The following is a 12,342-nucleotide window of genomic DNA, read 5'->3' on the forward strand; positions in this document are numbered from 1 at the left end:
ACCGGTCACCGCACCCCTGAAAACCAGCTAACCAACTCTCCATCAAACCCGGGGCTTGACACACACCCTCGCGGCCACCGCGATCAACATCATCCGCCTCGACAGCTACTGGACGGGACGCCCCCTCGACCGCACCCGGACAACACACCTCCAACGCCTCGACTTCACCCTCGCCGCCTGACCTACACCGAATAAGCCATCAGGGTCCTACAGGCTCGCTCGCCGAGGTCCATGGTGAGGTAAACGATCTTGAACTCGCCGATGGACATCCATAGGAGCAGCGCCCCTGACCAGGAGCATCGGGCCAACTCGACAGAGTGGCATGCTACTCTTCCCCGGTGCAGGCAGAGATGAACTACATTGACGGCCAGTGGGTCGCGGCCGACGACCACCGTCCGGACGTGAATCCATCCAACACTGCAGATTTCGTGGGGCTCTATCCGCAGTCGGGGCGAGCTGCCGTCGACGACGCCGTCGCCGCGGCCCGCGCTGCCGCCCCCGGTTGGGCCCGCAGTTCGCCGCAGCTACGCGCAGACATCCTCGAAGCCGTCGCCGCCGAGCTGTTGGGACGCGTCGACGAACTCGGCCGGCTACTCGCCCGAGAGGAGGGCAAGCCGGTCCGTGAGGCGGTCGCCGAGGCGACCCGGGCCGGTCACCTCTTCCGCTTCTTCAGCGGCGAGGCACTCCGGATGGGCGGCGAGCGTATCCCGTCGACCCGGCCCGGCGTCACCGTCGACATCATCCGGGAACCTGTCGGCGTCGTCGGCATCATCACGCCCTGGAACTTCCCGATGGCGATTCCGGCCTGGAAGATCGCCCCCGCACTGGCGTACGGCAACACGGTGGTCTTCAAACCGGCAGATCTGGTCCCCGCCTGCGCCCACGCGATCGTCGACTGCCTGCATCGGGCCGGACTCCCGCCCGGCGTACTCAACCTGGTGATGGGGCCTGGCTCGACGGTGGGCTCGGCGATCACCGAGTCATCCGGGGTGGACGCGGTCACCTTCACCGGCTCGGTCGGTGTCGGCCGGGGCATCGCGGTCGCCGCGGCGAGCCGCCTGGCCCGGGTCCAGCTCGAGATGGGCGGCAAGAATCCGCTCGTGGTGATGGCCGACGCCGACCTCGACCTCGCCGTCGACTGCGCGATCCAGGGTGCGTACTTCTCGACCGGCCAGCGCTGCACCGCATCCAGCCGGCTCATCGTGGAAGAGGCCATCCAAGACCGGTTCGTCGCCGCGATGGTGAACCGGATGCGCACCCTCACCGTCGGCGACGCCCTCTCGGAGAGCACCGACATCGGCCCGGTGGTCGATGAGCGGCAGCTGGCGACGGACCTGGAGTACATCGAACTGGCCCGCGCCGACGCCGAGGTGTACGGCGGCGACCTGGTGCAACGGGCGACTCCGGGCTACTACCTTGCCCCCGCCCTGATCACCGGGGCGGCGAACGACCACCGGGTGAACCGGGAGGAGATCTTCGGCCCGGTCGCGGCGGTCCTGCCGGTGGCCGACTACGACGAGGCGCTCGCGGTGGCGAACGACACCGAGTTCGGCCTCACCGCCGGCATCTGTACCACCTCGCTACGGCACGCCGAACATTTCCGGAACAACGCGGCGGCGGGCATGGTGATGGTCAACCTGCCGACGGCGGGGGTGGACGTCCACGTCCCGTTCGGCGGCAGCAAGGGATCCAGCTACGGCCCCCGCGAACAGGGCCAGCACGCCCGCCACTTCTACACCTCGACCAGGACCTCCTATCTGCGGGCCTGACCGGATCCGATCGGCTGCGGTGGGAACCCCCCGAGCGGCGGTACCCACCCGGGAGGAAGAGGTAGTGGTGACGGCCCCGGAGACCGAGACGGCAGAGCTGCGGCGGCGACTGCAGGCGGTTCTGCCCGGCGGCATGTTCGACACGGCGGCCCGCGCGATGTACGCCTCGGACGCCTCCAACTACCGACAGCTGCCCCTCGGCGTCGTCCTGCCGCGGACCGAGGAGGAACTCATCTCGGCGGTGGTGGCCTGCCGGGATGTCGGCGCCCCAGTGGTGCTCCGAGGCGGCGGGACCAGCCTCGGGGGACAGGCCTGCGGCGGCGGTGTCGTGATCGACACCTCCCGTTACCTCGACCGGATCCTGGCGGTCGACCCGGTGGCCCGGACCGCGCGGGTTCAGCCTGGGGTCCTGTTGGATTCGCTGCGCCGTACGGTCGCACCACACGGACTCACCTTCGGTCCGGATCCCTCCACCCATGGCCGCTGCACCATCGGCGGCATGATCGGCAACAACGCCTGCGGCTCCCACTCGGTGGCGTACGGCACCACCGCGGAGAACGTCGTCGAGTTGGACATCCTGCTCTACGACGGGACCCGGATGACGGTCGGCGAGGCCGACCCCGCCCGGATCAATGAACTCGTCGCCCAGCCAGGTCGAGCCGGCGAGATCTACCGTGAGCTGCGCCGACTCTCGCAGGAGAACCTCGCCATTCTGCGCCGGGAACTCTCCGGCTTCAGCCGCCGGATCTCCGGCTACCCGCTCGACCAGTTGCTGCCGGAGAACCGGTTCAACCTGGCGCGCGCGCTGGTCGGTACCGAGGGGACGTGCGCGATCGTGCTCAGCGCGACCGTTCGACTGGTGCCGGTACCGGCGGCGAAGGTGCTTCTGGTCCTGGGTTACGACGACGACTGCGCCGCGGCGGAGGACGTCGCGAACCTGTTACCGCACCAGCCGCTCACAATCGAGGGACTGGACCGGGAACTCGTCAACACGCTGGACCCGGCTGGCGGCGACGACGAACTCTGGTCGCTGCTCCCCGAGGGCCAGGCGTGGCTCTTCGTCGAGGTCGGCGCGGCGAGCCTGGACGCAGCCAGGCAGGCCGCCGCGAAGATCACCGGTGACTGCGCCGCGCTCGGCCGCGAGGTCGTGGTCCCGGCTGCCGAGCAGCGCCGGCTCTGGCGGATCCGGGAGGACGGCGCCGGCATCGCCACCCGGATGGCGGGCTCCGCCGAGGCCTGGCCCGGCTGGGAGGACGCGGCGGTTCCGCCGGCCCGGTTGGCCGGCTACCTGCGCGACTTCAAGGCACTGCGTGACCAGTACGGGTTGCACGGCGTCACCTACGGCCACTTCGGCGAGGGCTGTGTCCACGTCCGGCTCGACTTCGATCTTCTCTCCGACGAGGGGGTACGGCGGTTCCGGTCCTTCGTCGGTGAGGCCGCCGACCTGGTCGCCGCGCACGGCGGTTCGCTCTCCGGGGAACACGGTGACGGCCAGGCCCGAGGCGAGTTCCTGTCCCGGATGTACAGCCCCGAGGTGATCGAACTCTTCGCCCGGTTCAAGGGCGTCTGGGATCCCGACAACCGGCTCAACCCGGGCATGATCGTGCGCCCGTTCCGGGTCGACGAGAACCTGCGGCTCGGCAGCGGCTACCGCCCCCTACCGCTAGCAACCGTCTTTTCGTACCCCGACGACCACGGCGACTTCGCCAAGGCGACCCGGCGCTGCATCGGAGTGGGGAAGTGCCGGGACACCTCCAGTGGGGTGATGTGCCCCAGCTATATGGTGATTAAGGACGAGCTGCATTCGACGCGAGGCCGCGCCCACCTGCTCTTCGAGATGAGCCGGGGTGACCTGGTCACCGACGGCTGGCGTTCCACCGAGGTACGTGACGCGCTCGACCTCTGCCTCTCCTGTAAGGGCTGCAAGAGCGACTGCCCGACCGGGGTCGACGTCGCCACGTACAAGGCGGAGTTCCTCCACCACCACTACAAGCGTCGGCTTCGACCAACGTCGCACTACTCGATGGGGTTCCTGCCGCTCTGGGCGAGGCTGGCCCGGGTCGCACCGGTGCTGATCAACCAGGCCACCGGTTCGCGGCTGCTCGCCCCGCTGCTCAAGCGGCTCGGGGGGATCGCTCCGCAGCGCCAGATCCCACGCTTCACCGGGCAGACGTTCCTCGGCTGGTTCCGGGCACGCCGTGGCCGGCCCGAGAAGGGGCGTACGCCGGTCCTGCTCTGGGTGGACACCTTTACCAACCACTTCTCCCCGGAGGTGGGGCGGGCCGCCGTCGAGGTGCTGGAGTCGGCCGGGTACGACGTCCGGGTCGCGCCCGGGGTCCAGTGCTGCGGGCTGACCTGGATCAGCACCGGCCAACTCGGTGTCGCGCGTCGGGTCGCCCGACGCAGCCTCGACGCGATCGATCCGTTCATCGCGGCGGGGATGCCGATGGTGGCACTGGAGCCGAGTTGCGCCGCCGCGTTCCGGTCGGATCTGCCCGAGCTGCTCGACGACCCCCGTGCCCAGCGGGCCGCCGAGGCGACGACGACGCTCGCGGCGCTGTTGGCCCGTACCCCGGGCTGGCGACCGCCCCGGATCGCCGGCGCAGCCATCACCCAGACGCACTGTCACCAGCATGCGGTCCTCGGAGATCAGGACGAGCGGAAGCTTATGGCCGATCTCGGACTCGACAACGCGGTGCTGGATTCCGGCTGTTGCGGGCTGGCCGGGAACTTCGGCTTCGAGGCGGGCCACTACGAGATATCCATGGCGGCCGGTGAGCGGGTCCTGCTGCCGGAGGTCCGGGCCGCCACCGAGGAGACCCTGATCGTCGCGGACGGGTTCAGCTGCCGGACCCAGATCGCCGGGGCGACCGACCGGCAGGCGCTGCACCTGGCCGAGGTGATCCGGTCGGCGCTGGGCGGTACAGGGTCGGTCGGGGCGGAGTCGGCGCCGCCGGATCCCCGAGCCGCCGATCCGTCTACCCGCCCCTGGTCATGATCCGTGACCGGCTCCGGTCCGGGCTGCCCGGCTGGCTGTGGCGGCTGCTGCTCTGCATGCTGATCACCCAGGTCGCGGTCTTCGTCGTTCGACCGGTGCTCACCTACCGGGTCATCGACCTCGGCGGCGGCGAGCTGGAGGTTGGTCTGTTGGTGGCCGCGTACGCGTTGCTGCCCGCGCTGGTCGCCATCCCAATCGGGCGCTACTCGGACCGGCGGCGCTCCACCCCGGTGCTGCTTGGCGGGATTCTGCTGCTGGTGGCGGGCTGCGCGGGTCTGGTCGTCGCCAGCGACCTGGTCGTCCTGGTGGCCGCGACGATCATTCTCGGCCTCGGCGCGATGGCGATCATGATCGGCGCGCAGACCCTGGTGGCAGCGCTCTCCGACGAGCACAGCCTGGACCGGGACTTCGGTCTGATCAGTGCCGCCGCCTCGGTCGGGCAGATGATCGGGCCTGCCCTGGGTGGTGCGGTGTTGAGTGGCGGGGCGGCCCGCGAGGTGACCACGACCCGGGCGTTCGTCATCGGGGCCCTGCTGAGCGCGGCGGCGCTGATCTTCTGTTGGGGCTTCGCAGACTCGGACCGGCGGTCCCGGCCGGGACCGCCTGGCGACGAGGTGGCGCCCGGACCGATCCGGATTCTCCGATTGCCGGGCGTCTTCGGCGGAATGTTCGCGAGTCTTGCGCTACTGACGGCGGTGGATGTGCTGGTGGCGTACCTGCCGCTGCTCGGTGAGCGACGCGGCATCGGTGCGGCGACGATCGGGGCGCTGCTGAGTCTGCGGGCTGCGGCCTCGGTCGCCTCCCGGGTGCTCATTCCACCGATGCTGGCCCGGTGGGGCCGGGTCCGCCTGTTGCTGATGAGCACTCTCGGCTCGGGGGTGCTGATGGCGTTGTTGCCCCTTACCAATCGGATCTGGCTGCTCGGGCTGGTGCTCGTCGCTGCAGGCTTCTTTCTCGGGATCGGTCAGCCGCTGACGATGGCGCTGGTGGTGCAGGCGGTGCCGGCGCGAACCCGGGGGGCGGCTCTGTCGATCCGGATCATGGGCAACAAGATCGGGCAGGTCCTGGTGCCGGCCGGGATCGGGGTGGCGACTGGTGCCGCCGGCGCGTCCTGGGCTTTCCCGTTCCTCGGTCTGCTCCTGGTGGCCTCGGCGGTGGGCGTTCCGAGGTCGCCCCCAGCGGAGCCGGAGCCACCCGGCTCGCCGAGGCGGTAGCCTCGCGATCGACAATCGGTCGACGCCGGGTGACCGGGCGGCACGGCTCGACGAGAGCGACTGAGGTGATACGTGGGCGGCGAGGAGAGGGTCGCGTGGGCGGCACCGTCGGTCAAGTCGGCCGAGCGCGCCCTGCGCCTGCTGGAGTTGCTCACCGGCCGGGAACCGCAGTCCTTCATGGAGCTGCATCGAGCTCTCGGGATGCCCAAGAGCAGTCTGCACGCCATGTTGGCGGCGCTGGGTGGGCAGGGCTGGGTGGCCACCGACCGTCGGGGCGGTTTCGTCCTCGGCTATCGGGCCCGGGCAATGGGGCTCTCCGGACTGGACGAGTCGGACGTAATCGGCCTGACCGAGGATGTCATGGAGGGCCTGCGGGACAGCCTGAACGAGACTATCCACCTGGCGCGGCTGGAGGAGGGGAACGTCCGATACCTGCTTTCCAAGTATTCCCGGCACGCGTTGGGGGTGCACTTCCGCCCCGGCCGACGGATGCCGGCCCATGTCACGGCGCTGGGTAAGGCGATGCTGGCGACCCTGCCCGTGCCGGAGCTTGAGGCGTCCCTGCCGGCGGAGTACATCGCCCTGACCCCGCAGACCCTGACCTCAGCCGACCGCCTTCTGGCGGATCTCGCGCAGACCCGGGAACGGGGCTTCGCGATCGACGGCGAGGAGGGCACGGTCGGGCTGCGCTGCTTCGCGGTGGCGCTGTGCCACGACGACCTCCCGCTGGTGGCGATCAGTTGTTCGGTGCCGGTGGCCCGACTGGACGAGGCGAAGGTGCGGGCCACGACTAGGTCGCTGCTCGGGGCGCGTCAGGCGCTGCTGGCCCGGCTCCGACCGCTGGTCTGACCCCGGTCCCGCGCCGCGCCGCTGCGGATCCCGCACCGCACCGGTCTTCCCTGCGCCGGCCGCGGCTCCACTCTCCCATCTGACCATGCGCCGACGCTCGGTGAGCTGTCGGGCCGAATCTATGGTAAGTGGACATTCTTCGATGTGATCATTTCTTGACGGGGCTCTGAGCTGCACTTACGTTGTCGTCTAGATATGAAAACTAGTTCATATATATGAACTCACTGAGAGGATTCATTGTGTCGATGTCTGTCGCCGAGATCGGCGAGAACGCTCTGCTCTTCTTTCCTGTCACCCCGTTCGACGAGCACGGCGCGCTCGACCTGCCGGCCTTCCGGGCACACCTGGCCGCCGGCCTTGCCCACTCGCCAGGCGGTGTCTTCGTCGGCTGCGGCACCGGAGAGTTCTTCGCCCTCGGGCTGGACGAGTACGAACGCCTGGTCGCCACGGCTACCGAGGTGGTCGGAGGTGCCGTGCCGGTGGTCTCCGGACTCGGCTACGGCGCGGCGCTCGCCGCCGAGTTCCTGGCCCGGGCACAGCGGGCCGGTGCTGACGCGGCGCTGCTGTTCCCGCCGCCGGGCGTGGTCGGCGGCCAGGTCGGCCTGCTCGCCCACTACTCGCAGGTGGCCGTTAGCAGCCCACTGCCGTTGATCATCTACCACCGCGATCAGGTGGAGCTAGCCACCGAGACCGTCGCCGAGCTGCTCAAACTCGACACCATCGTGGGGCTTAAGGACGGCCGGGGCAATCTGGAACGGATCCAGCGGATCAGGCTCTCCGGCGGCGACCGGTGGGCCTACTTCAACGGCATGCCCACCGCCGAACTCTCCCAGGCGGCCTTCGCCGGGCTCGGGGTCTCCAGCTACTCCTCGGCGGTCTTCGCCTTCCTTCCCGAGGTCGCGGTCGCCTTCCACCGCAGCGTCCAAGCCAACGATCGGGAGCGGCGGGACCTGCTGTTGCGGGAGTTCTACCTGCCCTTCGCCGATCTGCGGGACCAGGGCAGCGGCTACGCGGTCTCCCTGATCAAGGCCGGGTTGCGGATCCGGGGCCGCCAGGTCGGCTCGGTCCGACCGCCGCTGACCGACCCCTCCGCCGGGCACACGCAACGGCTGGCGGAGCTGATCTCGCACGGCCTCGACCTCGTCGGCGCCCCCCGATGACCGAAACTGTCGGCCCACGCCACCCTGCGGTGTCCCGATGAGCGGCCCGATCCGGGTGATCGTTGTCGGCGCCGGCAACGCGGCACTCTGCGCGGCGCTCTCGGCCCGGGAACACGGCGCCGACGTCACCGTCATGGAGTGCGCGCCCCGAGCTGACCGGGGTGGCAACACCGCCTTCGCCGCAGGCACGATGCGGGTGGAGATCACCGGAGGCGCCGAACTCGGCACCCTGGTCGATGACCTTCCGCCGGAGCAGGCCGAGCAGATCGACAATCGGCCGTACCCAGCGGAGGAGTTCTACGACGACCTGGCCCGGATGAGCAACTACCAGTGCGACCCGGACCTGACCGACCAGGTCGTGTCGCGCAGCTTCGACACGGCCCGGTGGATGCGGGCGGCTGGCGTCAGGTTCGTCCCGGTCCTGACACCGCCGTCCTCGGCAGGCGGTGCCGGGCAGGGGGCGGTGAACGCGCCCCTGGTGGCGGTCTCCGGCGGTGGACCCGGACTTGTTGACGCCCTGGTCCTCGCCTGCGAGCGGGCCGGCGTCAGGATCAGCTACGAGACCCGGGTCGAGGCGCTGCTCCGGCAGGGGGGCCGGGTCACCGGCGTACGTGCGCTCGGGCCGGACGGTGATTTGGTCCTACCGGCGGATTCGGTGATCCTGGCTTCGGGTGGATTCGAGTCCAACGCGGAGTGGCGTACCCGGTATCTGGGTGCGGGGTGGGACGTGGCCCGGGTGCGGGGCACCCGATTCAACAACGGCGACGGCATCCGGATGGCGCTCGCCATCGGTGCCAGCCCTCGGGGCCAGTGGTCCGGTTGCCACGCGGTGCCCTGGGAGGCGAACGCGCCAGAGTTCGGCGAGCTCGCCGTCGGCGACCAGTTCAAAAAGTGCAGCTACCCGTACGGGATCATGGTCAACGCCCGGGGTGAGCGCTTCGTCGACGAGGGCGCCGACTACCGCGACTACACCTATGCCGCGTACGGCCGGGCGATCCTGGCCCAGCCCGGCCTGGTGGCGTGGCAGATCTTCGACCAGCGCACCGCCCCGCTGCTGCGCGACGAGTACCGGATCCGCCAGGTCACCCGGGTGCGGGCCGCGGACCTTGACGATCTCGCCGCCCGGATGGTCGGGGTCGACCCGGCGGGGCTGCTGCGCACGGTCGAGCGGTACAACGCCGCCGTCCAGACCGAGGTGCCCTTCCTGCCGCATATCCGGGACGGGCGGGGGGCACCAGGACTCCCGGTACCCCGGTCCAACTGGGCGAACCCGTTGGACAGCCCGCCCTACGAGGCGTACGCGGTCACCTGCGGGGTGACTTTCACCTTCGGCGGGCTGCGTACCGACGGCGATGGGCGGGTCCTGGACACCGGGCATCGGCCGATCGACGGGCTCTACGCGGCGGGGGAGCTGGTCGGTGGGCTGTTCTACCACAACTACCCCGGCGGCTCGGGTCTCACCAGCGGTGCGGTGCTGGGCCGTACCGCTGGAGCGGCGGCGGCGGTGCCACGGGGCGTTCCCCAAGCCGGGAAACGCCTGGGTAACACAATCGTCTCGGGCCGTTGACGAGGCTTGGGTTCAGCGGTAGCGTGCTACTCACCCGGTAGCGTGCTACTCATTTCGCCAGCCATGTCCGACATACTTATTGGCTACTCACAAACATCGACGTATGGCGAGGAGCTTCTACATGCGCAAGGCAGTGATAGCTGGAATTGGGGCGTGCGTGCTCGCTCTTTCAGCGTGCAACTCTGGCGGATCCGAGAAGGGTGAGGAGGCCGGCTCGGCCTACCCCGAATCCCAGATGACGATCTACTCCCCGTTCCCGCCGGGCGGCGGCATCGACCTCGCCATCAACAGCGTGATGCAGGCTCTGCAAGAGGCTGACCTGGTCGACGCCCAGATGCGGTTGAGCAACCTGCCCGGCGGGTCCGGCATGGTGGCGACCGCGACGCTCGCCTCGAACCACGACGGCGCTGACGACACGTTGCTGTTGACGAGCGTCAGCAACCTGTCGGCAACAGTGCAGGAGTCGCAGAACGTCGGGCTGTCGGAAATGGTACCGCTGGCCGGTCTCTACGCCGAATACACCTATGTATACGTTCGCAATGACTCGCCCTTCCAGTCGCTCGGCGAAATCGTGTCCGAAATTGAGGCCGACGCTGGTGGTGTCATTATCGGCGGAGCGTCACTCGGCAGTGCGGACAACATCGTCGTCGCCGAACTCGCCCGCGGCGTGGGCGTCAAGTTCGAGGACCTTGCCTACATCCCGCTGCCCGGCGACGAGAACGCCAGTAACCTGCTCGGCGGCCAGATCGACGTCTCCTTCGGCGGACCGGACCTGCTGAACCTGGTGGAGAGCGGCGACGCCCGGGTGCTTGCGGTGAGCGCACCCGAGCGGCTCACCGTCGAGCGGGTGGCGAGCATCCCGACGATCATCGAGTCCGGCTACGACGTCACCCAGGCCAACTGGCGCGGCGTGTTCGGCCCGCCCAACATGCCCGACTACGCCGTGGAGTACTGGAGCACCAAGCTCATGGAGATGGTCGAGACGCCGCAGTGGCAGGCGATCGCCGACCAGAACGTCTGGGACACCACGGGCCTGAACCGCGAGGAGTTCTCCACCTTCCTCAGCGAGGAGGAGGAGAACCTGCGCCGAATCCTCACCGACCTCGGCCTCGTCACCTAGGAGCCGCCACCGCCGGGCGCGGGAGTTGACAACGGCGTCAGCTCCCGCGGCCAACTCCGCACCCGAGAAGCAGAAGCCGCAGTGGACGTCCTGACGCCGGGGAGAGGTGCGCAGTGAAGAGCACGAGCGAGAAGTACGACGTCATCGTCATCGGAGCCGGCAACGCCGCCTTCTCAGCGGCGCACGGCGCCCGCGACCGTGGTGCCAGCGTCGTCGTCCTTGAGAAGGCGCCAGCGGAGTGGGCCGGTGGCAACAGCTACTTCACCGTCGGCGGTTTCCGGGCGGTGGTGGAGAGTCTGGAGTCGCTGCGGCCCATCCTGGACGGGGTCGACGACGACCGCGCGAATGCCACCGACCTGCCGCCGTACAGCGCCGAGATGTTCCTCAAGGACATGTACACCCAAACCAAGGGGCGCTGCGACCCGGCCCTCACCCGGATCCTCGTCGAGGAGTCCGCCGAGACCATCCGGTGGCTGCACGGCAAGGGAATCCGCTGGACGCTGATGTACCAGGGCCAGTCGTTCCAGAAGGACGGTCGGGCCAAGTTCTGGGGCGGCCTCTACCTCGGCACCGTCGACGGTGGCAAGGGCCTGGTCCGGCAGCACCTCGCCGCGGCCGAGGCCGCCGGGATCGAGATCCGCTACGACACCCAGGCCGAGGCACTGTGCACCGACGGGACCGGACGCGTCACCGGGGTCCGGTGTGCCGGAACCGACGGCCGGTTCGAGATCGACGGCAACACCGTGGTGCTGGCATCGGGCGGCTTCGAGGCCGACCCGAGGATGCGAGCCGAGTACCTCGGCCCCGGATGGGACCTGGCGAAGGTCCGGGGTACGCCGTTCAACACCGGTGACGGGCTGCGGATGGCGCTCGACCTCGGCGCCGCGCCGTACGGCCACTGGAGCGGCGCGCACGCCGTCGCCTGGGACGCCGCCGCGCCGGCCGACGGCGGCGACCGGGAACTCGCGTACTCGCTGACCAAGCACATGTATCCGCTGGGCATCGTGGTGAACACCCGGGGCCGGCGTTTCCTGGACGAGGGCGCGGACTTCCGCGGTCTGACCTACGCCGAGTACGGCGGCGCGATCCTGCGCCAGCCAGGCGCGCTCGCCTTCCAGCTCTTCGACGCCAAGACCCGGCCGTTACTCCGTGCCGACCAGTACGAGGGCGCCTCGGTCTCCGGCTTCGAGGCGCGGACCATCGCCGAACTGGCCGGAGAACTCGGGCTCGATCCGGCCGCGCTGGAGGCGACCGTCGAGGAGTACAACGCCGCCACCCGCGAGGGCTCGTTCGACCCGGCAGTCAAGGACGGTCTCGGCACCGTCGGGTTGGAACCGCCGAAGTCGAACTGGGCGCTGCCGCTGGACACCGCTCCCTTCTACGGCTACAAGGTCACCTGCGGGATCACCTTCACCTACGGCGGGCTCCGTATTGACGATGGCGGGCGGGTTCTGGACCGGCGTTCCCGGCCGATCCCCGGCCTCTTCGCCGCGGGCGAACTGGTGGGCGGGCTTTTCTACCACAACTACCCGGCCGGCACCGGCCTCACCGCAGGGTCCGTTTTCGGGCGCCGGGCCGGCACCTCCGCTGCTGTCGAGAGCACTGCCGTGGAGAGTGCCTCGGCGGAGGGCACCGCGGAGGCCCGGGAGTCGGCGGCGGTGTGAT

General features: G+C 69.6%; 9 protein-coding genes. All 9 read left to right on the forward strand.

Features of this window, described 5'->3' with window-relative positions; genetic code table 11:
- Positions 1-55: 55 nt before the first annotated feature.
- The gene (locus ACFHW1_RS24700) at positions 56-181 is read left to right on the forward strand and encodes a hypothetical protein (protein WP_416616214.1); all 126 of its coding nucleotides are present in this window, start codon (positions 56-58) and stop codon (positions 179-181) included.
- Positions 182-338: 157 nt separating this feature from the next.
- Positions 339-1,769 (forward strand): aldehyde dehydrogenase family protein, encoded by a 1,431-nt coding sequence (locus tag ACFHW1_RS24705; RefSeq protein ID WP_416551078.1) that lies wholly within the window; start codon positions 339-341, stop codon positions 1,767-1,769.
- Between the two features lie 19 nt (positions 1,770-1,788).
- Positions 1,789-4,767, forward strand: a complete 2,979-nt coding sequence (locus tag ACFHW1_RS24710; protein WP_416551076.1) for an FAD-binding and (Fe-S)-binding domain-containing protein — start codon at positions 1,789-1,791, stop codon at positions 4,765-4,767.
- Positions 4,764-5,981 carry an MFS transporter gene (locus ACFHW1_RS24715; RefSeq protein WP_416551074.1) on the forward strand — a complete coding sequence of 406 codons (1,218 nt, stop codon included), beginning with the start codon at positions 4,764-4,766 and terminating at the stop codon, positions 5,979-5,981. Before ACFHW1_RS24710 ends, ACFHW1_RS24715 begins: the two co-directional genes overlap by 4 nt.
- A 72-nt stretch (positions 5,982-6,053) precedes the next feature.
- A complete protein-coding gene (locus ACFHW1_RS24720) occupies positions 6,054-6,830 on the forward strand; it encodes an IclR family transcriptional regulator (RefSeq protein ID WP_416551073.1) in 777 nt (258 codons plus the stop codon).
- 245 nt (positions 6,831-7,075) lie between these two features.
- Positions 7,076-7,990: a 5-dehydro-4-deoxyglucarate dehydratase gene (locus ACFHW1_RS24725; RefSeq protein ID WP_416551109.1), complete on the forward strand. Its 915-nt coding sequence runs from the start codon at positions 7,076-7,078 to the stop codon at positions 7,988-7,990.
- Positions 7,991-8,027: 37 nt separating this feature from the next.
- Positions 8,028-9,557: an FAD-dependent tricarballylate dehydrogenase TcuA gene (gene tcuA / locus ACFHW1_RS24730; RefSeq protein WP_416551072.1), complete on the forward strand. Its 1,530-nt coding sequence runs from the start codon at positions 8,028-8,030 to the stop codon at positions 9,555-9,557.
- Positions 9,558-9,678: 121 nt separating this feature from the next.
- Positions 9,679-10,677 (forward strand): Bug family tripartite tricarboxylate transporter substrate binding protein, encoded by a 999-nt coding sequence (locus tag ACFHW1_RS24735; RefSeq protein WP_416551071.1) that lies wholly within the window; start codon positions 9,679-9,681, stop codon positions 10,675-10,677.
- Positions 10,678-10,790: 113 nt separating this feature from the next.
- A complete protein-coding gene (gene tcuA / locus ACFHW1_RS24740; protein ID WP_416551069.1) occupies positions 10,791-12,341 on the forward strand; it encodes an FAD-dependent tricarballylate dehydrogenase TcuA in 1,551 nt (516 codons plus the stop codon).
- Position 12,342 lies beyond the last annotated feature (1 nt).

It is taken from the genome of Micromonospora sp. LOL_014 (genome assembly GCF_048060245.1).
Classification (GTDB): Bacteria; Actinomycetota; Actinomycetes; order Mycobacteriales; family Micromonosporaceae; genus Micromonospora_E.

What these genes read in the sequence shown, in the direction of transcription:
- ACFHW1_RS24715 (WP_416551074.1), top strand. Translation starts at nt 4,764, where the DNA reads ATGATCCGTGACCGGCTCCGGTCCGGGCTGCCCGGCTGGCTGTGGCGG.
- ACFHW1_RS24725 (WP_416551109.1), top strand. Translation starts at nt 7,076, where the DNA reads ATGTCTGTCGCCGAGATCGGCGAGAACGCTCTGCTCTTCTTTCCTGTC.
- tcuA (WP_416551072.1), top strand. Translation starts at nt 8,028, where the DNA reads ATGAGCGGCCCGATCCGGGTGATCGTTGTCGGCGCCGGCAACGCGGCA.
- ACFHW1_RS24735 (WP_416551071.1), top strand. Translation starts at nt 9,679, where the DNA reads ATGCGCAAGGCAGTGATAGCTGGAATTGGGGCGTGCGTGCTCGCTCTT.